This is a genomic window from Brevundimonas sp. UBA5713 (assembly GCF_002419815.1).
GTDB lineage: Bacteria > Pseudomonadota > Alphaproteobacteria > Caulobacterales > Caulobacteraceae > Brevundimonas.
This window is the reverse complement of record NZ_DIGV01000027.1, coordinates 37,964-62,817: the sequence shown is the minus strand read 5'-3', so window position 1 is coordinate 62,817 and position 24,854 is coordinate 37,964. Positions and strand designations below refer to the sequence as shown.

Sequence of the window (24,854 nt, the reverse complement as noted above, 5' to 3'; positions counted from 1 at the left end):
AGTGCCAGTACCAGGCCGCCGCTTCGAAGCCGAAATGCTTCTGCGGGGTCAGGTGGTTCTCACCCAGATACAGACGCAGCAGGCAGACGGCCAGGAAGATGGTGCCGATCAGCACGTGGAAGCCGTGGAAGCCGGTGGCCAGGAAGAACAGCGAGCCATAAAGACCCGAGTTGATGGCGGCATCGTTGAAGAACATGCCGGCATGCAGGATGTGATAATATTCATAGGCCTGAACGCCCGAGAAGATCACACCCAGACCCACGGTCAGCCACAGGCCCAGCTTGGCAGCCTGACGGTCGCCCTTGATGATCGCGTGGTGAGCCCAGGTCACCGTGGTGCCCGACAGCAGTAGGATCACGGTGTTCAGCAGCGGCAGGCTCCACGGATCCAGCAGCTCGACGCCCTTCGGCGGCCAGGTCGACCAGGCCGCAGCGGTGTCGGCCCAGTTGCCGTATTCCGGAATCAGGGTGCGGGCTTCGGCAAAGATGGTCATTTCAAAGAACATCCAGAAGATGCTGGCGAACAGCATGACTTCCGAAGCGATGAACATGATCATGCCATAGCGCAGACCCAATTGAACGACCGGAGTGTGGTCGCCCTTCTGGCCTTCTTTGATGACATCGCGCCACCAGCCAAACATGCCGTAAAGCAGGCCGGCCAGACCCACGAAGAACACCCATTTGGTGCCCTCCGGCAGGCCAAACATGCCCTTCATCCAGATGACGGCGCCGGTCAGCATGACCACAGTGGTCATGGAGGTGACGAGCGGCCAGGGGCTGGGGTCAACCAGATGGTAGTCGTGTTGCGGTTTCGCGTGGGCCATTCCAGGGTCTCTGAATTAAGGCAAGAGTCGTTTGATACGGGCTATAGCGTCGCCGAACAGGCTTTGCCAATGCCTATTGGGCTGAAACTGACGGATCAAAACCCTTGGTTGGGTAAAATGTGTAGCTCAGCGTGATTTCTTTGATGCCGCGCCCTTCCCGATCCGTCGCCATTTCCGGCGCGACGAAATACTGGACGGGGAAGACAACCTCGGCCCCGGGGGCGATTTCCTGCCCTTCGAAGCAGAAGCATTGCAGCTTCTGGAAATACGGACCGGCCTTTTGCGGCACCACATTATAGCCTGCGGTGGCGTGAACGGGCTGGTCCGAAGTGTTCTTGACGCGGAAATAGGCCATGCCCGTTGCGCCGATCTTGACGCGCTGGGTGACCTCCTCGGCTTCGAACTCCAAAGGCAGATTACGCACATTGGTGTCGAAGTGGATGGCGACCGAATCTTCCAGCACCACGGTCGGGGCCTCGGTGGCCGTCATCACCGTGCCGCCAAAACCGGTCACCTGACAGAACAGGCGATAAAGAGGAACCGCCGCAAAGGCCGCCCCTGTCATCCCCATCACACCCAGAACGCACAGGATCGCCACGAGATTCTTGCGATCCTTCGCCTTGGGCGATTCGTCCGACATTACTGCCCCTCCGCGCCCGCTGGGGCGACGACCTGAGGCTGGGACACCGTCACGCCCATCTCGGCGTTGTGGGCAGCATCCGCCGCCTTACGGGCCTCGTTGTTGGTATGCATGCGCGAGACGGTGATCGCATAGACGGTGGCGATAAAGACCAGCAGACCCATGGCGATGGCGATGTTGCGACGCTTGCGCGCCTTCACCTGCTCATCGGTCAGTTTGATGAATTCGCTCATCGGGGATCAGACTCCAATGACGGGCAGCTGCTCGACCAGAAGGGCCGAGAACAGAGCCATCAGATACAGGATGGAAAAGGCAAACAGATTGCGGGCCGGTTTGGCCTCTGCGCGCACGTCATACAATGCGGCTTCGCGTCCCACAGCCTCGGCCTTGTCCGGCTGGTCGCCTGCACGCGAGCGCCACAGGCGCAGCGCCAGATACAGGAAGAACAGACCACCCGTGACCGACACCACGCCATAAATCACACCGCCCACGCCCACCAGGGCCGGCGCAATGGCGATCGGCACAAAGATCAGGGTGTAGATCAGGATTTGCAGACGGGTGGATTTGGCTCCGCGCGCCACCGGCATCATCGGAATGCCGGCCTTGGCATAGTCACCGGCCGAATACAGGGCCAGCGCCCACGAGTGCGGCGGGGTCCACAGGAAGATGATCGCGAACAGCAGCCACGCCTGCCACGGGGCCGAGCCCGTTGCCGCCGCCCAGCCAATCACCGGCGGGAACGCCCCTGCCGCACCGCCAATGACGATGTTCTGGGGCGTGCGGCGCTTCAACAGCAGCGTATAGAAGGCGGCGTAGTAGACGATGGTCAGCGCCAGCAGGCCACCGGCCAGCCAGTTGGTCGTCATGCCCAGCAGCATGACCGAGAAAATCGAGAGGATGACGCCATAGGCCATGGCGTCGTTTTTGCGGACGCGGCCAGCCGCCACGGGGCGGCCTCGCGTGCGACGCATCAGAGCATCGGTTTCGCCTTCCAATGCCATGTTCAGCGCACCGGCAGCGCCTGCCCCCACGGCGATACAGATCACCGCCACGACGGCGTTGAGCAAGGGCAACTGGCCCTGCGCTGCAATCAGGCCGGTCACGGCGGTGAACACCACCAGCGACATGACGCGCGGCTTCAAGAGCTGGAAATAGTCTTCCGGCTGGGCAGTCGAGATCAGGGGGGCTTGGTGCTGGGTCATACTCATATAAGGCGAAGGCCGCCCCTTCGTATCACCGAAAGGGCGGCCTCTCCATTTTTTATCCCGGGAGAGGGATTAGTGGTGGTCGTCCGCCTTCACCACCGGCAGTTCGTTGAACTGGTGGTGCGGAGGCGGCGAGGACAGGGTCCACTCCAAGGTGGTTGCACCCTCGCCCCACGGGTTGGCTTCAGCCGGACGACGACGGATAGCAGCTTCCAGAAGCATGATCAGGAAGATGCCAACGCCGACGATGGTGATCAGATAGCCGACCGACGAGACGTGGTTCCACAGGGTGTAGGCTTCCGGATAGTCGATGTAACGACGCGGCATGCCTTGCAGACCCAGGAAGTGCTGCGGGAAGAAGATCACGTTCACACCGACGAACATGACCCAGAAGTGCAGCTGGCCCAGGAACTCGTTGTACTTCACGCCAAACATCTTCTCGAACCAGTAGTAGAAACCGGCGAAGATTGAGAAGACGGCACCCAGCGACAGCACATAGTGGAAGTGGGCGACGACGTAGTAGGTGTCGTGCAGCGAGTAGTCCATGCCGGCGTTCGACAGCACCACACCGGTCACACCACCGACGGTGAACAGGAAGATGAAGCCGATAGCCCAAAGCATCGGGGTTTTGAAGGTCAGCGAGCCGCCCCACATGGTGGCGATCCACGAGAAAATTTTCACGCCCGTTGGCACGGCGATGATCATGGTGGCGGCCACGAAGTAGGCGCGCAGCTCGATGGTCATGCCGACGGTGTACATGTGGTGAGCCCACACGATGAAGCCGATGAAGCCGATGGCGACCATGGCGTAGGCCATGGCGAGGTAGCCGAAGATCGGCTTCTTCGAGAAGGTCGACACGATGTGCGAGATCATGCCGAAGCCCGGCAGGATCATGATGTACACTTCAGGGTGACCGAAGAACCAGAAAAGGTGCTGGTACATGACCGGGTCACCGCCGCCGGCCGGATCGAAGAACGAGGTGCCGAAGTTACGGTCGGTCAGCAGCATGGTGATGGCGCCTGCCAGAACCGGCAGCGACAGCAGCAGCAGGAAGGCCGTGATCAGCACGCCCCACGCAAACAGCGGCATACGGTGCAGGGTCATGCCCGGCGCGCGCATGTTGAAGATGGTGGTGATGAAGTTGATCGAACCGAGGATCGACGAGATACCGGCAATGTGCAGGGCGAAAATCGCCAGATCGAACGACGGACCGGTGTGGCCCATGGTCGACAGCGGCGGATAGGCCGTCCAGCCACCGCCGAAGCCGCGGCCCGGACCACCGTCCACAAACATCGACATGCACAGCAGGATAAAGGCGGCGACCAGCATCCAGAACGAGATGTTGTTCAGGCGCGGGAAGGCCATATCTGGTGCACCGATCATGATCGGCGTGAAGTAGTTGGCAAAGCCACCCATGGTGGCCGGCATGACCACGAAGAACACCATGATCAGGGCGTGCGCCGTGACCGTGACGTTAAAGCCGTGCTTGGAGGCTTCCACGATACCCAGTTGCTGGATGATCGTGCCTTCCTTGAACAGCTGGATACCCGGCTCGGCCAGTTCCCAACGGATCAGGCCCGACAGGGCACCACCCACCAGACCGGTGAAGATGGCGAAGATAAGATAAAGGACGCCGATGTCTTTGTGGTTCGTCGAGAAGAACCAGCGGGTGAAGAACCCCGGCATATGATTGTCTGTTGCGCTAGCGCTAGCCATGTCTGTGTGCTCTCGCAATAAGCTTATTGGGCAGCCGGAGCAGCAGCCGCTGCATCAGCTTCGGTCGGGGCTTCAGCCGAGGCAGCAGCCTCGGTCGCAGCGGCGTCGGCAGCCGGAGCAGCAGCCGCATCACCAGCCTCTGGGGCGGCTTCTTCGGTACCCGGCATGGAACCGCCCTTAGAGGCGACCCAGGCTTCGAACTCGGCTTGCGTTACCACATTGACCTGGATCGGCATAAAGGCGTGGTCCACGCCGCACAGCTCCGAGCACTGGCCATAGTAGGTGCCAACCTTCTCGGCTTTGAACCAGGTGTGGTTCGTACGGCCCGGGATGGCGTCGATCTTCACGCCGAAGGCCGGAACGGCCACAGCGTGGATCACGTCCGAAGCGGTGATCAGCATTTCGACCGTCGCGCCCACCGGCACAACCATCGGCTCATCGGCCGCCAAGCGGTACAGCTGCTTGGTGGTCTTGTCTTCGGGCAGCATGTTCGAGATGTATTCCGGCACCTTGTGGTCCGGATACTCGTAGGCCCAGTTCCACTGGTTGCCGGTCACCTTCACGCGGACATCCGGTTCCGGCATGTCCTCGTAAGCGAACAGCAGGCGGAACGAGAACAGGGCGATCACCAGAAGGATCAGCACCGGCACAACCGTCCAGATCACTTCGATCGTGGTGTTGTGGCTCCATTTGGCCGGGGTCGGGTTCGCACGCTTGTTATAGCGCACGATGATCCACAGCAGCAGTGCCAGCACCAGCGCACTGATACCAATGCACATCGGCAGCAGCACATACTGGTGGAAGAAATGCACTTCGTGCTTCAGCGGAGCCGCAGCCGCTTGAAGACCGATACCACCCGGGGTCGGTTGACCCAAAAGTTCCTGCGCCCAAGTCGGCGCGGCGACGAAGGCGGCAAGCGCGGACGAGGTCAAACCTGCCCCCCACCGCGCCAAGGCTCGCTTGCCCATCCCCATTCGAGAAGTCCTCATAAACCGTTCTTCTGCAGACGCCTGCGAAGCAATCGCAAACGCGCTGGGGCCCGTTCGAACCGCAGCGTTTGGGCGGTGCATATCGGCTCACGTTCAAAGGAGCAAGCACGGTTCGCCTCTGAATCGCCACATCCGGGAGAAAGCGGTCGATTAATTCTAGTTCATGTTTAGCAAGGTACCTTGCATCACAAGATACCTTGCGATACCCCTTCACTCATCGAAAGGGGATCACATGCCCGAGACCATCGACATCCAGTTGAAGAAAGGCGTGCTAGGTCTGTGCGTTCTGGCCCTGTTGGCCCGCAGCGACAGCTACGCCTACGAAATCGCCTCACGCCTGAACGACACGATCGGAATGGGCGAAGGCACCATCTATCCGCTGATGCGCCGCATGCAGACCGACGGTCTGGTCGAGACCTATCTGGTCGAATCATCCAGCGGCCCGTCGCGTAAATATTACCGGCTGACGGCCAAGGGCCACGAGGCCTTGGCGGGACAGACCTCCGAGTGGCGCGCCTTTACCCGCGCTGTCGAGGCTCTGCTTGACGACACCTCTTCGTCGGAGCCGCCGACCGCCCTGCCCGCCCCCTCAGTAACCAGCACGAATAACGGAGCCGAACAATGAACCGTGCGGAATTCATCGCCCGTCTGCGCAAAGGTCTGATCGGCCTGAACGCCAAAGCGGCTGACGACATCGTGGCCGACTATGAAGCCCACTTCGACGATGCCCTCGCCGCAGGCCGCACCGAAGAGGATGTGGCCGCCGCCCTCGGCAATCCGGACCGTCTGGCCCGCGAACTCAAGGCGGAGGCCGGAGCACAGGCCTGGAACCAGCAACCGACCGCCTCCAATGCCATGGGCGCCGTGTTCGGCATCCTTGGCCTCGGGGCCATCGACATCCTGATCCTGCTGCCGCTGGTCCTGCCGGTGTTCGGTACGGTGCTGACCTTCCTGATCGGCGGCGTCGGCGTCTTCATCGCCGGTGGCGGCGTGATGGTGGTCGGTCCCTTCCTCGGCCTGCCGGGCGGTGTTCTGGCCGCCATTCTGATGGGTATCGGCCTGATGGGCCTCGGCATCTTTATGGTGGCCGCCATGGCCATCCTGACCAAGTGGTTGATCGACGCGACCATCTGGTACGCCCGCCTGCACTATCGCGTCGTCAAACCCGCGCTCGAACCGGCCAAAGCCTGATCGCGCCCGCAGCATAAAGAAGAGAGGACTCCTTATGATCCGCAATCTCCTCATCATCTCCGGTGCCGGTCTGGTTCTGGCCATCGTCGGCATTGGCGGCTCGCTCGCCATGGGCGGAGCAGACCTTGCCCGCAACAGCTGGACCTGGGTGATCGACGACAACAGCCGCGGCGGCTTTAACATCCACCGCACCGTCGAGGCCGAAGTCCAGCCTATGGCCACGCGCACCCTGGATTGGGCCGACACCCAGCGCCTCACGGTGTCTCTTCCCGGCAAGGTGACCTATGTCCAGACCGACGCCGCCCCCGGCATCACGCTGACCGGCCCGCAGGATCTGATCGACCGTATCACCTTCCAGAACGGCCAGCTTTTGATGACCGAGCGCGCCGCCAATGACACGGCCTATGTGCGCATTGGCCGCGACGGCATCACCGGCTGGAGCGACAGCGAAACCCTGCACATCACCATCAATGCCAACTCGGTTCAGTCGTTCGAACTGCAAGGCAGTACCGATCTGGAAGTGCGCGGCTATGACAAGCCGTCTCTGGAACTGGTGCTGACCGGCGGTTCCGACATCGAAATGCAGGGCCGCACCCAGACGTTGAAGGTCGACGCCTCGGGCCACAGCCGTGCTGAACTGGACGATCTGCTGACCACCGATGCCACCATCACCACTACGGGCAGCGCCGGTGTGAAAACCTCGGCCAATGGCATGGTCGTGGTCGATGGCTCGGGCGACTCGGCGGTGCGTCTGACGCGCCGTCCGGCCGAACTGCGCCAGACCCTTTCGGGCGATGCCGAGGTCCGTCAGGACTAAGGCCCCGCCCGACGCGCCTTCTCCCCCGTGCGCGTACCGCCCCCTGCATCCGGTTCCTGCTGCCGGATCAGGGGGCTTTTCTTTGGGCGCTTTACGTAGACGGACGGGTGACGCCGCGCTCGCAAATGCCTATCTAGCGTGCATGAGCCAATCTGCCCCTGCCTCTTCCCCGTCGCCGATCCTTGATGCCGCCGGCGTCGATGCGTCCGAAGCCCTGTCCATTTTGCAGACCGCGCTGGACGGTGCCGATGACGGCGAACTGTTTCTGGAAAAGACCGAGAGCGAATCCCTGCTGTTCGACGACGGTCGTCTGAAGAGCGCCAACTATGACGCCACCGAAGGCTTTGGCCTGCGCGTCGTAGCCGGCGAGACGGCGGGCTATGCCCACGCCAATGAAATCTCTGCCGCCGCCATCCGCCGTGCGGGTGACAGCGCAGCCCTGGCCAAGCGCGGCTATAGCGGCACGGCTGCCGAGGCCCCTCTGGCCACCAACCAGCGCCTGTATCCGGCGATCGATCCGCTGCTCAGCCCGTCCTTTGGCGACAAGATCGCCCTTCTGGCCGAGATCGACGCCTTTGCCCGCGCGCGTGACCCGCATGTGGTGCAGGTCACCGCCTCCATCGTGGGCGAGCGCCGCAGCATCGATATCCTGCGCGGTGACGGCCAGATCCTGACCGACATCCGCCCGCTGGTGCGCCTGAACGTCTCGGTCACGGTCGAAAAGAACGGCCGTCGCGAGACCGCTTCCTCCGGTGCCGGTGGCCGCTCTCCGTTCGAGGAATGGGTCCGCCCCGAGCGCTGGCAGTCTCAGGTCGACGAAGCCCTGCGTCAGGCCATGGTCAATCTCGACGCCATCGACTGCCCCGCCGGTGAAATGGATGTCGTTCTGGGTGCGGGCTGGCCGGGCGTGCTGTTGCACGAAGCCATCGGACACGGGTTCGAGGGCGACTTCCACCGCAAGGGCTCTTCGGTCTTTACCGGCAAGATGGGCCAACGCGTCGCCGCCCCCGGTGTGACTGTGGTCGATGACGGCTCCATCGAGGGCCGCCGTGGCTCGCTGTCGTTCGACGACGAGGGCACGCCGACCTCGCGCACCGTGCTGATCGAGGACGGCATCATGGTCGGCCTGATGCACGACCGCCTGTCCGCGCGCCAGTTGAACACCCGCGCCACCGGCAATGGTCGTCGCCAGTCCTACGCCCACCAGCCCATGCCGCGCATGACCAACACCTTTATGGAAGGCGGCCATGACAAGTTCGAGGACATGATCGCCTCGACCAAGCGCGGCCTGTACGCCGCCAACTTCGGTGGCGGTCAGGTAGACATCACCAACGGCAAATTCGTCTTCCAGTGCACCGAGGCCTATCTGATCGAGGACGGCAAGATCACCACGCCCGTGCGCGGGGCCACCCTGATCGGGGACGGGGCCACCGCCCTGACCAAGATCGAAATGATCGGTGACGACTTCGCCTTCGATCCGGGCGTCGGCACCTGCGGCAAGGCAGGACAAGGCGTCCCCGTCGGCATCGGCCAGCCCAGCCTCAAAATGGGCGGCTTAACCGTCGGCGGCACCGCCGTCTGATCGCAGACGGTAAAGGACGCCTCAATAACGGCTGCCCTTCACTCGAGGGGCAGCCGCTTTAACTGAGCGGACCGGCCTACTTCCACTCCGGTCCGTCAACTTCAAAACCGGCAGAGACCAACTGGTCCAGTACGCCGTCCGGCTCTCCCAGCGTGCGCACCGGTGCCAAGGCCAAGGTCACGCCCTGATCAGACACGGCGGTGGATATAGCGGCCACCCACTCCTGCCGCATACGGCCGCGCACGGCGGGATCACCCCACGGCCAGCACTCGTCCATGGCGGCATCCAGAGGCGAGGCCAGCACCGCCTTTACATCCAGCCTTGCCCACGCCTGCGCGCGGTCCTGCATGGCGGTGGGTCCATACTCTGCCGCCGCCATGGCCGCGCGCAGGCAGTCCACCTGTGTCGACGGCGGCGAAGAGATCAGAGTTTCGACCAGCTCCTCACCGCGAACCACGCCAATCTGGTGCACCGGACGATCGACGCGGCGGGCCATGCGCCGCACAACGCGCTCAACCCGGGGATCGCGCGACTGCCTCTCGCCGGCCTGATCCTGCACCAGATCCATCGCCACCATCAGCGGTCTGACGCGCTTCCACCCGTCGCCCTTTTCAGCAGCCATCAATGGCAGCAAACGCGCATAGTCGCCGTCCGACAGCACCTGATCCAGCGTGCCATTGTCCGGCAGCATGACAATCGTGCGCGCACGCCACAGCATCCGCATGATGTCCGCGGGCGATGCCTTCAGGTTCTGGGACACAAGCACCCGATCGACACGCTCTACCGCACTGGCCAGCGCCTCTTCACGCCAGATAAAGCCGCGCGGCACCTCACGAATGGTACCCGCCAGTATCAGAACGCCTTCATCACCGCGACGCACTGTCCACATCGGCAGGCCAGACCGCCGCGCCGAGACCACCACCTCTTCGACCGCCACCGCATCCGGATCGGCCAGAGGCGTGGCTTGAGCCGCAGCGGGCATGCCCGCTCTTGCATATTCGGCGGCATGGGCCGGAGCTAAAATCAGTGCGCAAAGTATAGAAGCGCCGATCAGAACAGTTTTCATGGCAAGACAGCTAACCCAAATCTAATAATGGTTGTATTACAATGCGGTAATGATGGATTCGATTTAATAGACCTGTCTCGCTTGTAACTGGTGACACGCCCAGCTTGGCCGCATCTTCCCCGTCGTTGCAGGGAGAGGAAGCATGAACCGCAAGCACCTATTACTAGCCACCAGCTTGATCGCCTTCGGGTTTGCGGCACCGGCCCTGGCCGATAACGCTCCGGCAACCGCTGCCACTGCGGCAGCCGTAGCCACCGACGAACGCGGCACCATCACCTATAACGCCGCCTATTTCGCCCAGTACAATCCCAATACGGCCAGTGACATGGTCAACCGCATCCCCGGCTTTTCGGTCGATGACGGCGACAGCGCGCGGGGATTTGAAGGGAATGTGGGCAACATCCTGATCAACGGCTCACGCCCCGCCTCCAAGGCCGATACCGGCAGCGCCGTTCTGGGCCGCACCCCCGCCAACCGCGTCGAGCGCATCGAGCTGATCCGTGGCGGCGTGCCGGGCATCGAGATGCAGGGCTATGCCGTGGTGGTGAACGTCATCCTGAAGACGGATGCCAGCCGAGAGCACATCGTCTCGCTCTCGAACAACGTCTTTGACGGCGGCCCGAACCTGTGGGGCGGCTCCTACCAATACTCCGAGCGTCGCGGCGACCGCAGCTTCAGCGTCACCTATAGCGACGCCATCTCCCAGACCGATTCAAGCGGCACCGGCCCGTCACGCCGCGTCACCCCCGACGGCACGGTTCTGCGCGACGAGCGCTTCGAGAACTACGGCTATGGCGGCGGGCATTTCCTGCGCGGCGCGCTGAACACCCCGGCTTTCGGCGGCACGCTGGACCTGACCGCCCGCGTGGGTATCGACGACTGGCAAATGGTCAGCGAGTACACCGCGCCCACCGTCTATCGCCGCGACGAGAACGGCAACGAGAGCGACAGCTTCGAGTTTGGCGGCACCTATACCCGCAACCTCGGGGCCAACACCCGCTCGGAAACCCGCCTGATCCACGAGCAGCGCGACCGCGAGGCCTCCTCGTCTCAGGACGCCACTCTGGCAGGGGTTATCAGTCCGCAGACCCTGTTTGTCTCCGATACCAAAACCTCCGAATCCATCCTGCGCTCCCTGATCCGTCACCAGCGCAGCCCCGCCTTTGATATCGAACTGGGCGGTGAGGTGGCCTTCAATTCGCTGGACACCCAACAGGCCTATTCGATTGGCGGCGTGGCAGTGCCGCTGACCTCGGCAGATGTCACTGTCGAGGAGCTACGCGGCGAGCTCTTCGGCAAAACCACATGGCGCATCAATCCGCAGTGGACGCTGGAAACGGGCCTTCGCCTCGAAAACTCGACCATCAGCCAGTCCGGCGACGCCAATCAGGAAAAGTCGTTCTTCTTCGCCAAGCCGCGCGCGCTTGTGACATGGACGCCGCGCCAGAGCACCCAACTGCGCCTGCGCATCGAACAGAGCGTCGGCCAGCTGGATTTCGGTGACTTCGCCGCCTCGGCGGAACTGTCAGACGACACCATCTACGGCGGCAATGCCAATCTGGAGCCTGAACAGCGCCTGATCTCCGAACTGACGATGGAACAGCGTTTCTGGGGCGATGGCGTGGTGTCCGTGGGTCTACGTCACGACGAGATCAGCGACACCATCGACTATCTGCGCCTAGCCAATGATGCGGTGGCGCGGGGCAACATAGGCGACGGCACCTATGACCACCTGATGCTGTCGGTGAACGTGCCGATGGACCGGTTCGGCTTCAAGGGCGGGCGCTTGCGCTTCGACAACACCTGGATACGCACCGAGGTGACCGACCCGACCACGGGCGAAGAGCGCCGCATCTCGGGCCTGCGCCACAGCCAGCCGCGTTTCGTCGTGTCCCAGTCGATACCGTCGGCCAAGGTCCAGTGGCAACTCGCCTACCTGCCTCGCATGGCAGAGATCAGCTACCATCCCGAACGCATTCAGGGCTGGCACGGGCGTGACTATTTTGAAGCCTCCGTCGAGTACCAGCCACGCCCCGACACCAGCATCCGGCTTCAGGCCAACTATTGGGACGCCTTCGACGTGTTCCGCACCGAATATGCGGATCGTGCGGCCAACACCGTGGCCTATTACGACACCCGCCTGATCGACCCGCGCTTCTTCTATCAACTGCGCGTCCGCAAAACCTTCTGACCGAATACCCCAGACGTACCTGCAGCGTCTGGGGCAGCCGACCTGACACTTTCCCGTCAGGTACTAAAAAAGGCGGCACCCCTTTCAGGATGCCGCCTTCCTTTTATCAGCCGTCCGTCGGGCTTAGCGGATACCCGCCATGCCCTTCTTCAGGACCGGCGACAGCACCAGCAGCACCACGCCGACAGCCACACCGGTCCAACCGATGGTGCCGAAGATGTCACCATAGGTCTTCAGGGCTTGGGCCGGATCGGTCACCACACCGGCGACCGTCTCCGACGACGTAGCCTGGGCGATGAAGCCGGCAGCAATGTGCGCCACCGACGACGACAGGAACCACACGCCCATCATCAGGCCGACCACGCGGTCCACCGACAGCTTGGTGATCATCGACAGACCCACCGGCGACAGGCACAGCTCACCCAGCGTATGCAGCAGGTAGGTCAGGGCCAGGAACATCAGCGGGACGCGGAAGTCGACGTTGGCGAAGTTGTTCGCCGCATAGGTCAACAGCAGGAAGCCCGCGCCCACCAGAACCAGTGCCATGGAGAATTTGATCGGCGTCGAAGGTTCCAGATTGCGCTTGCCCAGCCAGACCCAAAGGGCAGCCAGAACCGGCCCGAACAGGACGATGTAGCCCGGGTTGAACATCTGGGTCATCGGGGCATTGAACCACGACGGCATGGCGGTCGACTGGTCGGCAAACAGGGTCAGCGACGAGCCGGCCTGCTCGAACAGGGCCCAGAACAGGACCGAGAAGAAGATCAGGGTCAGGGCCACCAGCATACGCGTGCGCTCTGCACCGGCCAGTTTGAACAGGGTGTAACCGACAACGGCCAGGAAGATCACGCCAGCCAGCCACGGAAGGGCGGTCAGGATGATTTCATTACGGGTCATCAGCAGCCACGTCGGGAACACAGCCACCAGACCACCGATCCAGAAGATCGCCTCGAACGGCAGGCCCAGAACCTTGCGGGTCTTGAGCATTTCCGGATTGGGCGGGCTACCGCGGCCTTCCAGCCACGACTGGCCCAGCAGGAAGGTCACCAGACCCAGCGCCATACCGATGCCGGCCAGACCAAAGCCATAGGCCCAGCCATATTTGATACCCAGATACGAACAGGCGGCCGTCGCCAGGAACGAACCCAGGTTGATACCCACGTAGAAGATGGTGAAGCCCGCATCGCGACGCGGATCATTGTCTTCGTACAGATGGCCGACCACGGTCGAGATATTGGCCTTCAGGAAGCCCACGCCGACGATGATCAGCGACAGGGCGAAGAACAGCATCGGCTCACCGAAACCGGTGTCGCGGATGGTTTCCAGCTGATAGCCGCCGGTCGGCGTCAGAGCCGGAAGAGCCGTGCCCGTGGCCGTGGCCGCGCCATCGTCAGCTTCCAGATTGACGACACCCTCGGGGGTGATGCGGATCTGGGTACGATCATCGCCATTCACGGCAAAGATCTTGCGGTCCTGATCGCGGCCTTCGACCTGCAACTCGTAGGTGGTGCCACCAACAGTCAGGTTTTCGCGGCCACCATTGCCTTCAAAGGCCATCATAAAGTGACCGAAGACCAGCAGAACCGCACCGATCACCACGGCCTTGCGCGAGCCAAGATATTTGTCGGCGATCATGCCGCCGACGACCGGCATCAGGTACACCAGCGCCGCGTAGGCGGCATAGATACCCTGCGCTTCTTTGGGTCCGAACAGGAAGTGCTGGGTCAGATACAGAACCAGCAGAGCACGCATACCGTAGTAGGAGAAACGCTCCCACATCTCGGTTAAGAACAGGATTACCAGCCCCCGGGGATGCCCGAGGAAGGTCTTACGGGGCGCAGCATCGAGGGCACCCCCACTTTCCGTCGCTGACACGCGGAACTCCATGTCTGGCGCCACTTCGGCGCTAAAGGAGCAGAAACAGCACGTGGCGCGCGCCTTCACAAGTTGTTTGCAATGTTTTTAGCCACATGCGCGGCGAATGTGCGGCATTTCACCCTTCAAAAAGCCTCAAGTTTTACCGCTCCGCGAACGCCAGCTTTGCAATATATCGACAAAAACGCTCACTTCTGACACGCTTGGAGCCAACATCGTTCCATCACACTGCAAGGTCGCCCGTGTCATTCCGCCATTTCGAGCTTGCTGATATTGATGGCTTGAACGCCTTGCGGGCCGAGGCAGGCTGGGCCCCTTTGCAGCGCCCGCATTGGGAATGGCAGTTGCAGAACCCCGCCCGCGGCGACACGCCGGTCGGGTGGGTACTGGACCGCAACGGCTCCATTGACGGCTTCGTCGGCAACTTCATCCAGAGCTATTATCGCGGCAGCGAACGGTTCCGCGCCGCCACCGGCCACGAGATTCTGGTCTCGCGACGCGCCCGCGGGGCCGCCAAGCGCGCCATCTTCACCTTCCTGGATCAACCGGACATGTTTGTGTGCGGCACGCTGAACGCCAACACCCTGTCCGCCCCCATCCACCGCAAACTGGGGCTGACGCCCTATCCGCCGCAAACGGATGCGCTGAAACTGGGCTGGATCTTGTCCCCCTTGGCGCTGGCCAAGGCGCGCCTTTATCGCAGGACGGCCCAGCGCTTTCCGGACTGGCCCCTGTGGCGCAAGGAGCATTTCACGCCCCACCGTGCAGCCCGCTTTGACGCCCGCACTGTCAAATGGCCCAAGGGTGTCCAGCTGATCTCCTCGCTGGATGACAACAGCGACTATGCCCGTTTCTGGGAAGACCTGCGTGCCGATGGCCGTCTGGTGGCCGACCGCAGCCCGGCCCTGATGCGCTGGCGCACCGCCGACCCCAACCTCAAGACCCGGCCCCTGTTGCTGGCATGGCGCGATGAAAAAGGTTTGGCCGCCTATGGCTGGGCCCAACTGTCCAAGATGGGCACCATCGACACCGCCGTGCTGGAAATCCTCGATCTGGTGGCGCTGGAGCGCGCCTCCGAAGAGGCCATCCCCGCTCTGGTCGACGCCATGAAGCTGGCCGGTCGCCGCATGGGGGCCAGCAAGGTGCGCCTGCATGTGCTGAGCCTGCGCCTGAAAGCCCGGTTGGGCCGCCAGATGGCCAGCGCCCGCGAAGAAGGTGGCTGGGGGCACGGCCATGTCCGCTTCAACCAGCCGATGGAAGACTTCGCCGACTGGGACCCGACACCGTTCGACAGCTGCTACAGCTACAACCTGCGTCAGCCCCGCTTTAGCTGACGCACCGTCCTAGAATTTCCGCTTGCCGCTGACGGTTTCCCAGAACAGGCGGAAATCGCCCATCAGGCTCCACAACGGATATTTGAAAGTCGCGGGTTTGTTCTTCTCGAAGAAGAAATGCCCCACCCATGCAAAGCCATAACCAATCAGCGGCATAGCCAGCAGCCACCACAGATTGCCTGTGATGATCGCCGTCGCCAGCGCCGCCAACACCAGTGCCGTGCCGATTACATGAATGCGGCGGCACGTCTGATTGGAATGCTCGTGGATGTAATAGGGGTAAAAGGCCTCGAACGAAGCGTAACGCTCGCCGGTTTTCGGGTTTGTCATAATAAAAATGCCTCCGGAAGCGATCCGGAGGCACCTTCATATATCAGCGATAGCGCGTCAATCAGTCGAAGCGCTTGGCCTTGCGCGGGCCGCCCTTGCCAGCAAAGGCCGGCTTGCCTGCACCGCCCTTGAAGCCGCCACCGGCAGGCTTGCCGGCGAAACCGCCAGCGGGCTTGGGACGGAACGGCTTGGCACCGCGATCGGGACGATCACCGCCCTCGCGCGGTTTGAACTCGCCGCGTTCCTTCCACTCGCCACGTTCCTGACGCGGGCCACGATCCGAACGCTCGCCACGGTCGTTGTCACCGAACGGCTTGCGCTTGAACGGCGGACGGCCACCGTCGCGCGGTGCGCCACGGTCGCCGAAGTTGCGGTCGCGGCTGCCCTTGAACATGCCCGAGTGCGGGGCTTCCGACGGCGTGATGTGCGCCTCTTCGGTGTTCATCTGGGCCAGTTTGGCAAACGCCTCTGCGTGGGTGTTGGCGATCTCGAAACGGGTCTCTTCCGGGAAGGTCTTGATCGAGCCGATTTGCTGCTTGGTGATACCCCCGACGCGGCAGATCATCGGGATCAGCCACTTGGGATCGGCATTGCGGTTGCGGCCGATATCCATACGGAACCAGGTGCACTCGTCCGACGACAGACGGTCGAACGGACCAGCAGCGCCCTTCTCAAAGGCACCGTCTTCGCGACGCTTGCGCTGCGGACCTTCGCCCGGATCGTTGACCTCTTCCGGTGCCGGCAGGTTCTTGCGCAGCATGTTGATCACCGCGGTGGCCAGTTCTTCCGGCGTACGCTCCTTGACCATTTGCGCGATCAGGCCGGCGTCATCCTCATTGGCCTCTTCGGCAAAGATCGGCGCGGCCAGCAGGCGCTGTTCGTCCTTCTCGAGGATTTCATCGGCGCTCGGCACAGCCGACCAGATGGCTTCAACGCCAGCCGAACCCAGCAGCATTTCCGCCTTGCGACGACGCGACTGCGGCACCAGCAGGACCGAGATACCCTTCTTGCCCGCACGGCCCGTACGGCCCGAACGGTGCAGCATGGTGGCCTTGTTGATCGGCAGCTCGGCGTGGATCACCAAGCCGAGGTCCGGCAGGTCCAGACCGCGTGCGGCCACGTCGGTGGCCACGCAGACGCGGGCACGGCCATCACGCAGGGCCTGCAGGGCGTCGTTACGCTCGCGCTGGCCCATTTCACCCGACAGGGCGACCGAGCCGAAGCCACGCTCCAACAGAGCCGCTTGCAGGTGGTTCACGCTGGCGCGGGTCGAGCAGAACACCAGAACCGCAGGCGCTTCGAAATAGCGCAGGACGTTCACAACCGCATGTTCGATCTGGTTCGGATACAGGCGCATGGCGCGGTATTCGATGTCGTTGTGCGGCTGGCTGCGATCGACGGTGTCGATGCGCACGGCGTCTTTCTGGTAGCGCTTGGCCAGAATAGCGATGTCGCGGGCGATGGTTGCCGAGAACAACAGGGTACGGCGCTCTTCCGGCGCTTGCTCCAGGATGTATTCGAGGTCTTCGCGGAAGCCCATGTCGAGCATCTCATCGGCTTCGTCGAGCACGATGACGCGGGCGGCGGACAGGTCCAGCGCGCCACGGTCGATATGGTCCTTCAGACGGCCCGGCGTACCCACCACAATGTGCGTGCCGAAGCTGAGGGCGCGGGCTTCCTTGCGGGAGTCCATGCCACCGACACAGGTGGTGATCTTGGCACCGGATTCGCCATAGAGCCACGTCAGCTCCTTGGCGACCTGAAGGGCCAGTTCGCGGGTCGGAGCAATGGCCAGCATCAGCGGAGCGCCGGCCTGGCCGAAGTTTTCTTCACCATCGAAGAGAGTAGAGGCAGCGGCCAGACCAAAGGCTACGGTTTTACCCGAACCCGTCTGAGCCGATACCAGCAGATCTGCATCCCCATGCGCACCTTCCAACACGGCAGCCTGAACCGAAGTCGGTTCAGCGTACCCTTTTTTGGCGAGAGCGCGGTCTAACGCAGGATGAACGGCTGGAAATGGCATGGATATACGATCTAAATAGAACTTGGTGCGGCCTAAGAACGACCGCGCCCGGCCAAGGACGAGTTCCTAGAGCCGGGCGAACGGGCGCTTCTATACACGAAACAAGGCTTAGGTGGGGCGAAATCCACGTTCACCATCTTGCTTCATTTCCCCTTGAGCCAAAGCGTGGCACTGTGGTCGCAGTCCCCCCTGCCCTCGCGCAGCCGCAACAACGGTCATACGCGAGGTCTGACCAACATGGAGAGAAGGTCCATGCTGCAATCGCTGCCCACGACCACCGCCGCGCCCCAAGCCGCCGTGGACCGTCTGGAAGCTGTCGCGCGCAAAACCGCCGTGGCTCCGCTCCAGAACGCGCAGACCGGCTCGGTCGAGGCTGCCTCGGCCCGCACCCAGTTGTCGGCCAGCCTGTCGGTCACCCGTACCGCCGATGCCATGATGGGCACCCTGCTCGACACCAAGGCCTGATACGGTGCTTCAAAAGGTTGTGCTTGAGCGCAACTGACGCGCGCATTAACTTGACCGAACGTCAAAACTGAACGCACTGTCGCGCCCTTGGATATCAGGGGTATTCGATATGGCGCGTATGATCTTCGTCAATCTGCCGTCCAGCGACCTTGGACGGACCGAGCGGTTTTACAGCGCGCTCGGCTGGACCAAGAACCAGCACTTCAGCGACGAAACCGCCCTGTGCATGATGTGGTCGGACGCGATCTACGCCATGCTGCTGACGCACGATAAATGGCGCACCTTTACCTCGCGCACCCTGCCCAATGCGCACAACAGCTGTCAGGTCATGACAGCCCTCAATCAGGAAGATCGTCAAACCGTCGATCGCCTGACCGAAGCGGCGGCAGGCGCAGGGGGCACACCGGATCCCAATCCGGTGCAAGACCTCGGCTTCATGTACAGCCGCAGCGTCGCCGACCCTGACGGCCATATCTGGGAGCTGTTCTGGATGGATCCTGCCGCCGTCCCGCCGCAGGATTGACCATGACCCATACCTTGAAGGTCAGCCGCTACATCAGCGCTCCGCCGCAAACCGTCTGGCGCGCCTTTATCGACCACGCGACCGAATGGTTCACGCCGCGCCCATGGACCACCCCCAGCGTGGTCTATGAACTGCATCCGGGGGGCCGCGCCGATGTGGTGATGCAGTCGCCCGAGGGTGAACTGCACAGCTACAAAGGCGTGGTGCTGGAGGTTCAGCCCGCCCGCCTGCTGGTCACCACCGGCGCTATGACCGTCGGCTGGCACCCTCAAGCCGGAGATATGAATTTCGTCCGCTTGGACCATTTCGAACCCGACGGCGAAGGCACCCGCTATACTGCGGAAGCGCGCCACTGGACCGAAGAGGCCGCCCAAATGCACAGCGACATGGGCTTTGACATGGGCTGGGGCGCGGCCGCCGACCAGCTGGCCGAGGTGGCCGAGCGGCTGGCCAACGGCGGCCCCAACACATGAGCCAGCAGCTCATAACCGTTATCTGGTTCGATCACGGACAGGCCCGCCCTGCCGCCGAGTTCTACATGTCGCTGGGCCTGCCCGACAGCCACATCGAGAACGCCGTCCGCGCGCCTGCCGACAATCCCTCCGCAGCCGAGGGTCAGGAACTCGTGGTCAATTTCACCCTGATGGGCCGCGCCTTCAGCGGGCTGAACGGCGGCCCAATCTTTCCCCAGTCCGAAGCCGTGTCCTTCATGATCGTGACCGACGATCAGGCCGAGACCGACCGGCTATGGAACGCCATTGTCAACCACGGCGGGCGCGAGAGCGCCTGCGGCTGGTGCAAGGACCGATGGGGCGTGAACTGGCAGATCACCCCGCGCCGCCTGCTGGACCTGCTGTCCGACCCTGATCCGGATCGCGCCCGCGCCGCCTTGCGCGCCATGGAAACCATGAACCGCATCGACATCGCTGCCCTCAATCGCGCAGTCGCCAACCTTCCCTGACCTTCAAAAAGGAGACGCATGGTATGAGTTATGTCACCGGCTATCTGGCCGCCGCCAAGTCTACCGACCGCGAACGCTACCGGCTCTCATCCGAAGCCTCTTGGCCCATTTTCAAACGCCTCGGCGCGCTGGCACTGGTCGAAAACTGGGGCGTGGACGTGCCCGACGGTAAGGTCACCAGCTTCCCATTGGCGCTGAAACTGAAAGACGACGAGGTTGTCGTTTTCTCATGGGTCGTCTGGCCCGACCGCGCCACCTGCGACGCCGCATGGCAGGCCATGCAGACCGATCCGGAAATGGAGGGCATGGACATGCCGTTCGACATGGAGCGCATGATTTACGGCGGGTTTGAAACCATCTTCACCGCCCACGTCGGCTAGGGCCCAAACGAAAAGGGCGGCCCCGTCAGAGCCGCCCCTTCAAACCTTATTCGCCGATCAGGACCCGCCGCATGTCCGCCACATCGGCGAACAGATAGGTCGGATTATGCTTGGCCAGTGCCTCTGGCAGGGTATAGCCCCATGACACAGCGCCCGAGCGCAGACCAATCGGCTTGGCCGCATCAATGTCGCGGATTTCGTCCCCGACGCTGACCGCATCAGCCGCCTCGACGCCCATCGTCTTGAGCACCTTTTTGAACTTGGCCGTCTTTCCGTGGATAGACGCCCCGCAGTTCAGCATATCGACCTCGATCCCCTCGCGCTCCAGCACCTGCCGAACGGATTCAGTCGTGTCGGACGAGACGATCACCACCTTGATGCCCGCCGCGCGCAGATCGCGCAGCAGTTCCGGAATACCGTCAAACAACTGGGTCGTGGCCGCCGCCTTCAGCTTCTCGCGACGGGTGTGACGCACGATGGCCGGCAGTTTCCACGGCCGCACCTTCATCTTGGTCATCACCTGACGCGCCGAGAGACCCCGCATGGCCTCCACTTCTTCCGGCTGCGGCTTGTAAAGACGGAAGCGCGCGATGGCGTCGTCGAGTATCGACAGGAACCAGCCATAGGTGTCGGCCAGCGTCCCGTCAAAATCAAAGATGACCAGTTTTGGCGTCGTCATTCGCGTCCTTGATCAAGGCAGAGAAGAAAGGGCGGTGTTCTCTAACCACCGCCCCTTTGCCGTGATCCGGCTTAGCTGTCGAGGAAGGAACGCAGCTTACGCGACCGCGACGGGTGCTTCAGCTTGCGAAGAGCCTTCGCTTCGATCTGGCGAATACGCTCGCGCGTCACCGAGAACTGTTGACCGACTTCTTCCAGCGTGTGGTCGGTGTTCATACCGATGCCGAAACGCATACGCAGAACACGTTCTTCACGCGGGGTCAGCGAGGCCAGAACACGCGTGGTGGTTTCACGCAGGTTCGACTGGATCGCCGCGTCGATCGGCAGGACGGCGTTCTTGTCCTCGATGAAATCACCGAGGTGCGAGTCTTCTTCGTCACCGATCGGGGTTTCCAGCGAGATCGGCTCCTTGGCGATCTTCAGGACCTTGCGGACCTTCTCCAGCGGCATGGCCAGACGTTCGGCCAGCTCTTCGGGCGTCGCTTCGCGGCCGATTTCATGCAGCATCTGGCGCTGGGTACGGACGATCTTGTTGATCGTCTCGATCATGNNAGAACTTGTAGCCGCGGCGGTATTCGAACTTGTCGACCGCCTTCATCAGACCGATGTTGCCTTCCTGAATGAGGTCCAGGAACTGCAGGCCACGGTTGGTGTATTTCTTGGCGATGGAGATCACGAGGCGCAGGTTGGCCTCGACCATTTCCTTCTTGGCCTGACGGGCTTCGCGCTCGCCCTTCTGCACCATCTGCACGATACGGCGATAGTCGTCGATCGGCAGACCGGCTTCGGTGGCGATGGCGGCCACATCGGCGCGAATCTTGGCGATTTGGGCGGCTTCGTTCTCGCTGAACTTGGTCCAGCGCACGCCCATCTCCTTGATGCTTTCCGCCCAGTTCGGGTCCAGTTCCGACCCGAAATAGGCCTTCAGGAATTCCGGACGCGAAATGCCATAGCTGTCGGCCAGACGCAGCAGACGGCCTTCGAGACCGATCAGGCGTTTGTTGATGGCATACAGCTGCTCGACCAGCGCCTCGATACGGGCGTTGTTCAGCTTCATGGTCTTCAGACGATCCGAAATGGCCGTCGTCAGTTCCTCATAAGCCTTCTGGTCCTTGTCCGACATGACCTCGCCCTTCAGGCGGGTCTCGACCAGCTTGTCCTGCAGACGGCGGAAGCCACCAAAGTCGGCCGCAATCGCGTCCAGCACTTCCATGACACCATCACGCAGCTCGGCTTCCAGCGCCGAGATCGACATACCGGCACCGTCGTCGAAATCATCTTCGTCCTCGTCGCCCTCGCCTTCCGGCTTTTCTTCGGGCTCTTCGGACGGGTCCGGCTGGTTGTGCGGCAGCGACGACGGGTTCAGCACGCCATAGGTAGCGTCCAGATCGATCACTTCGCGCAGCAGAATGCGGTTGTTGGCCAGTTCGTCGCGCCAGACCATGATGGCTTCAAAGGTCAGGGCGCTTTCGCACAGACCCGAGATCATGGCATCACGACCGGCCTCGATGCGCTTGGCGATGGCGATTTCGCCCTCGCGGCTCAGCAGCTCGACCGAGCCCATTTCGCGCAGATACATACGCACCGGGTCATCGGTACGGTCATAGGCAGACTTGGCAGGCGTCTCGGCGACGGCTGTCTCGGCAGCGGCAGCCACCTCGGTGCCCTGCGCATCGGCAGCGTCTTCCTCGGCCTCGACCACGTTCACGCCCATTTCGGACAGCATGGCCAGAGTGTCTTCGATGGCGTCGCCGCTGACCTCTTCGGAAGGCAGAACCTTGTTCAGCTCTTCCATGGTCACATAGCCGCGCGCCTTGGCCTGCTTGATGAACTTCTTGACGCCAGCATCAGTGAGATCGAGCAGGGGCCCGTCGGTATTGGTTTCGACGTCCTGCGTCTCGTTCTGCGCGCTCATTCAAATTCTCTCCAGCACCGTCAGGGGGTGATCAGTCCCCTGTGGTGAAAATACAACAGACAAAACTTCTTCACCTAGGAAGAGGTCGCGTCGTCCCAAATCGTTCCAGTCTTGATGGCTCGTCGCAAGGCATCACGCTCCGCCTTCACCAATGCAAAGGCCGAGGCATCGAAAGCCCTGTGGGCTTCCGATTTTGCAGAGGCCAGCGCTTCGTCCAACGCCGCTGCGCGGGTTAGAGCGTCAAACGCTTGCGACCATCGGGCCCTCATCTCGCCGAGGGGCTTGTCTCCAGCCAGGAATGGCGCACCGGACTTTGCCGCCGCCTTCTCGACCTCGCGCATCAAGACATCATGACCCGAGGAAGCCAGATGGCGGCGCAGGGCGGCAGAGTCAAGGGTTCTCCCCGAGAAACGTAACCGCACCAACTCCTGGGCCAAATCGGACAACGCCGGATCGCCAAAACCATAGCGGGCAATGGCCTCCATATGGTCATCCAGGCGCTCCGGATCGTCGATGGCCCCATGGGCCAGTGCCGCCGCCACAGGCTCGATAGACCGGAACAGCGCCTGCATGGCCCGCTGCCCCTCCACCGTCTGTCCCTGAAGGGCCGCAGGGCCCCATTTGCGTCGCTCGCCATAGCCACCGCTCTGCCCCTGCGGGCGGGCGTTCTGCTGGCGCGGGAACAGGGCGTCATACCTAGCTAGCAGTTCCGCTTGGTACTGCTCGGCGGTATCGCGATCTTTTATGCTCCTAGCGGCAGCAGAGAGTCGCTTCTTCAGTCCCGCGCGATTTTCCGGCTCACTAACATCTTCAGACTCGAGTTCTTTCTTAAACAAAAGATCCCGAAGAGAAACTGTCTTGCTTATCGCTTGCCTAAGTGCTGGGGCCCCCTGATCGCGCAGGATATCATCTGGATCCCGGCCTTCCGCCAGAAGCGCAAACTGAAAAGTCTTACGCGGCTCTAATAGCGGCAACGCGCGGTCGATAGCCCTATACGCCGCCCTGAGACCCGCGTTATCACCATCAAAGCAGAGGATCGGCTTGTGTGAGACACGCCACAGACGCTCCATCTGCTCTTCGGTCAGGGCCGTGCCCATCGGTGCCACCGCCGGAAGCCCCGCCCTCTGACAAGCGATCACGTCCATATAGCCTTCAACGACGATGATGCCCTGCTCGCCGCGCTTTTCCGCGCCCAGAATGCGCCGCGCCTCCGGCAGGCCATACAGCGTCGCGCCCTTGTGAAAGAGCGGGCTTTCCGGACCGTTCAGATATTTGGCGCGGTCATCGGGATTCATCGCCCGACCGCCGAACGACACGATACGTCCGCGCGCGTCCAGAATGGGGAACATCAACCGGTCGCGGAAACGGTCATAGGGCTGACCGCCGCTCTCGGGCGCGATCAGCAGACCGGCCTCGACCAGCTCTCCGGGCTTGGCCCCGCGCTGGATCAGCGCCTGCTTCAAACCCTCGCGGTCATTGGGCGCATAGCCCAGACCGAATCGCTCCCACTGGTCTTCGGGCAGGCCGCGCTTTTCAAGGTACTCGCGGGCCGCCTGACCCACGCCGCGCCGCAAGTTTGCCGCAAACCACTTCTGCGCCCACTCCATCCAGTCGGCCAGCCCTTGGCGCTTTTGCTCGCGCTCGGCGGCCTGCGGATCGTCGGCAGGCATCTGCATCCCCGCCTCTGCGGCCAGACGCGACACCGCCTCGACAAAGCTCAACCGCTCGGTCTCTTGCAAGAAGCTGATGATGTCGCCGTGCTTGCCGGAGGAGAAGTCGTGGAAGAAGCCCTTGTCATCATTGACGAAAAAGCTGGGCGACTTCTCTTTGGAAAAGGGGCTGAGACCCACAAATTCCCTCCCCTGACGCTTAAGCTTCACCGTCCGCCCGATGACATCGGACGGCCGAAGGCGTGCCTTCAGCTCCTCGATAAAGCGTTCGTCAAAGCGCACTGCGTGCCCCGTTCAGTCAGCCCTTACCCTTAGGCCGACAAGCCGGAATTTGCGACCGAAAACACCGTCTTCAAGGCCTTTTCAGCGGTTAAGCTTTCATTAATCCCTGCGACCGGATTGGGCCTGCGCCTGCCGGATTATGAACGCCTTTGTTCGGTACACAGACTTATCCACAGCACCTGTGGATGCTTCTGCCAG

Annotated in this window: 23 protein-coding genes and 1 pseudogene; 11 read left to right on the top strand and 13 right to left on the bottom strand. The window is 62.3% G+C overall.

The genetic code is table 11. The annotated features are described in order from the left end of the window. The 6 genes from B3B04_RS06535 to coxB all read right to left on the bottom strand — a co-directional run. A partial coding sequence (locus B3B04_RS06535; protein WP_292041197.1) for a cytochrome c oxidase subunit 3 occupies nt 1-823 on the bottom strand: 823 nt, incomplete at its 3' end. A 73-nt stretch (nt 824-896) separates the two neighbouring features. Further along, nucleotides 897-1,463 (bottom strand): cytochrome c oxidase assembly protein, encoded by a 567-nt coding sequence (locus B3B04_RS06530; protein ID WP_292041196.1) that lies wholly within the window; start codon nt 1,461-1,463, stop codon nt 897-899. Continuing rightward, nucleotides 1,463-1,696 carry a hypothetical protein gene (locus tag B3B04_RS06525; RefSeq protein WP_292041194.1) on the bottom strand — a complete coding sequence of 78 codons (234 nt, stop codon included), beginning with the start codon at nt 1,694-1,696 and terminating at the stop codon, nt 1,463-1,465. Before B3B04_RS06525 ends, B3B04_RS06530 begins: the two co-directional genes overlap by 1 nt. A gap of 6 nt (nt 1,697-1,702) precedes the next feature. Next, complete coding sequence (locus tag B3B04_RS06520; RefSeq protein ID WP_292041192.1) at nt 1,703-2,671, bottom strand: heme o synthase; 969 nt, start codon at nt 2,669-2,671, stop codon at nt 1,703-1,705. A gap of 69 nt (nt 2,672-2,740) precedes the next feature. After that, complete coding sequence (ctaD, locus tag B3B04_RS06515; protein ID WP_292041191.1) at nt 2,741-4,384, bottom strand: cytochrome c oxidase subunit I; 1,644 nt, start codon at nt 4,382-4,384, stop codon at nt 2,741-2,743. 23 nt (nt 4,385-4,407) lie between these two features. Then, a complete protein-coding gene (gene coxB / locus B3B04_RS06510) occupies nt 4,408-5,358 on the bottom strand; it encodes a cytochrome c oxidase subunit II (RefSeq protein ID WP_292041428.1) in 951 nt (316 codons plus the stop codon). A 247-nt stretch (nt 5,359-5,605) separates the two neighbouring features. Between coxB and B3B04_RS06505 the strand changes: the two genes are divergently transcribed. From B3B04_RS06505 to tldD, 4 genes are all read left to right on the top strand, one after another. Continuing rightward, nucleotides 5,606-5,998 carry a PadR family transcriptional regulator gene (locus tag B3B04_RS06505; protein WP_292041189.1) on the top strand — a complete coding sequence of 131 codons (393 nt, stop codon included), beginning with the start codon at nt 5,606-5,608 and terminating at the stop codon, nt 5,996-5,998. Further along, nucleotides 5,995-6,564, top strand: a complete 570-nt coding sequence (locus tag B3B04_RS06500) for a DUF1700 domain-containing protein (protein ID WP_292041187.1) — start codon at nt 5,995-5,997, stop codon at nt 6,562-6,564. The genes B3B04_RS06505 and B3B04_RS06500 overlap by 4 nt, the downstream gene beginning before the upstream one ends. Nucleotides 6,565-6,598: 34 nt before the next feature. Continuing rightward, on the top strand, nt 6,599-7,381 hold the full coding sequence (locus tag B3B04_RS06495) for a GIN domain-containing protein (RefSeq protein ID WP_292041185.1): 783 nt from the start codon (nt 6,599-6,601) through the stop codon (nt 7,379-7,381). Nucleotides 7,382-7,523: 142 nt separating this feature from the next. After that, nucleotides 7,524-8,963: a metalloprotease TldD gene (gene tldD, locus B3B04_RS06490; RefSeq protein ID WP_292041182.1), complete on the top strand. Its 1,440-nt coding sequence runs from the start codon at nt 7,524-7,526 to the stop codon at nt 8,961-8,963. A gap of 76 nt (nt 8,964-9,039) precedes the next feature. Here the strand turns inward: tldD and B3B04_RS06485 are convergent, their stop codons facing one another. Then, nucleotides 9,040-10,029: a TraB/GumN family protein gene (locus B3B04_RS06485; RefSeq protein WP_292041180.1), complete on the bottom strand. Its 990-nt coding sequence runs from the start codon at nt 10,027-10,029 to the stop codon at nt 9,040-9,042. Between the two features lie 142 nt (nt 10,030-10,171). On the opposite strand from B3B04_RS06485, the gene B3B04_RS06480 reads away from it, so the two are divergent. Continuing rightward, entirely contained in the window at nt 10,172-12,220 is a 2,049-nt protein-coding gene (locus B3B04_RS06480) for a TonB-dependent receptor plug domain-containing protein (RefSeq protein WP_292041178.1), read from the top strand. Nucleotides 12,221-12,343: 123 nt separating this feature from the next. Here the strand turns inward: B3B04_RS06480 and B3B04_RS06475 are convergent, their stop codons facing one another. Next, nucleotides 12,344-14,095, bottom strand: coding sequence for a peptide MFS transporter (locus B3B04_RS06475; RefSeq protein WP_292041176.1), 1,752 nt, complete (start codon nt 14,093-14,095; stop codon nt 12,344-12,346). 242 nt (nt 14,096-14,337) lie between these two features. Between B3B04_RS06475 and B3B04_RS06470 the strand changes: the two genes are divergently transcribed. Next, nucleotides 14,338-15,429 (top strand): N-acetyltransferase, encoded by a 1,092-nt coding sequence (locus B3B04_RS06470; RefSeq protein WP_292041175.1) that lies wholly within the window; start codon nt 14,338-14,340, stop codon nt 15,427-15,429. Nucleotides 15,430-15,438: 9 nt separating this feature from the next. On the opposite strand, the gene B3B04_RS06465 is transcribed toward B3B04_RS06470, so the two are convergent. After that, nucleotides 15,439-15,759 (bottom strand): Mpo1-like protein, encoded by a 321-nt coding sequence (locus B3B04_RS06465; protein ID WP_292041173.1) that lies wholly within the window; start codon nt 15,757-15,759, stop codon nt 15,439-15,441. Nucleotides 15,760-15,820: 61 nt separating this feature from the next. Next, nucleotides 15,821-17,782 (bottom strand): DEAD/DEAH box helicase, encoded by a 1,962-nt coding sequence (locus tag B3B04_RS06460; protein ID WP_292041171.1) that lies wholly within the window; start codon nt 17,780-17,782, stop codon nt 15,821-15,823. A gap of 252 nt (nt 17,783-18,034) precedes the next feature. Between B3B04_RS06460 and B3B04_RS06455 the strand changes: the two genes are divergently transcribed. The 5 genes from B3B04_RS06455 to B3B04_RS06435 all read left to right on the top strand — a co-directional run bounded on the left by B3B04_RS06455 (nt 18,035) and on the right by B3B04_RS06435 (nt 20,111). Further along, the gene (locus B3B04_RS06455) at nt 18,035-18,247 is read left to right on the top strand and encodes a flagellar hook protein FlgE (RefSeq protein WP_292041169.1); all 213 of its coding nucleotides are present in this window, start codon (nt 18,035-18,037) and stop codon (nt 18,245-18,247) included. A 109-nt stretch (nt 18,248-18,356) separates the two neighbouring features. Continuing rightward, nucleotides 18,357-18,770: a VOC family protein gene (locus B3B04_RS06450; RefSeq protein ID WP_292041168.1), complete on the top strand. Its 414-nt coding sequence runs from the start codon at nt 18,357-18,359 to the stop codon at nt 18,768-18,770. 2 nt (nt 18,771-18,772) lie between these two features. Continuing rightward, nucleotides 18,773-19,243, top strand: coding sequence for an SRPBCC domain-containing protein (locus tag B3B04_RS06445; protein WP_292041166.1), 471 nt, complete (start codon nt 18,773-18,775; stop codon nt 19,241-19,243). Next, nucleotides 19,240-19,731 carry a VOC family protein gene (locus B3B04_RS06440; protein WP_292041165.1) on the top strand — a complete coding sequence of 164 codons (492 nt, stop codon included), beginning with the start codon at nt 19,240-19,242 and terminating at the stop codon, nt 19,729-19,731. The genes B3B04_RS06445 and B3B04_RS06440 overlap by 4 nt, the downstream gene beginning before the upstream one ends. 23 nt (nt 19,732-19,754) lie before the next feature. After that, the gene (locus tag B3B04_RS06435) at nt 19,755-20,111 is read left to right on the top strand and encodes a DUF1428 domain-containing protein (RefSeq protein ID WP_292041163.1); all 357 of its coding nucleotides are present in this window, start codon (nt 19,755-19,757) and stop codon (nt 20,109-20,111) included. 46 nt (nt 20,112-20,157) lie between these two features. Here B3B04_RS06435 and B3B04_RS06430 read toward each other — a convergent pair whose 3' ends face one another. From B3B04_RS06430 to dnaG, 3 genes and pseudogenes are all read right to left on the bottom strand, one after another. Further along, complete coding sequence (locus B3B04_RS06430) at nt 20,158-20,790, bottom strand: HAD-IA family hydrolase (RefSeq protein WP_292041161.1); 633 nt, start codon at nt 20,788-20,790, stop codon at nt 20,158-20,160. A gap of 71 nt (nt 20,791-20,861) precedes the next feature. After that, nucleotides 20,862-22,704, bottom strand: a pseudogene (gene rpoD / locus B3B04_RS06425) (RNA polymerase sigma factor RpoD). A gap of 74 nt (nt 22,705-22,778) precedes the next feature. After that, entirely contained in the window at nt 22,779-24,656 is a 1,878-nt protein-coding gene (gene dnaG, locus B3B04_RS06420; RefSeq protein WP_292041159.1) for a DNA primase, read from the bottom strand. Nucleotides 24,657-24,854: the final 198 nt, after the last annotated feature.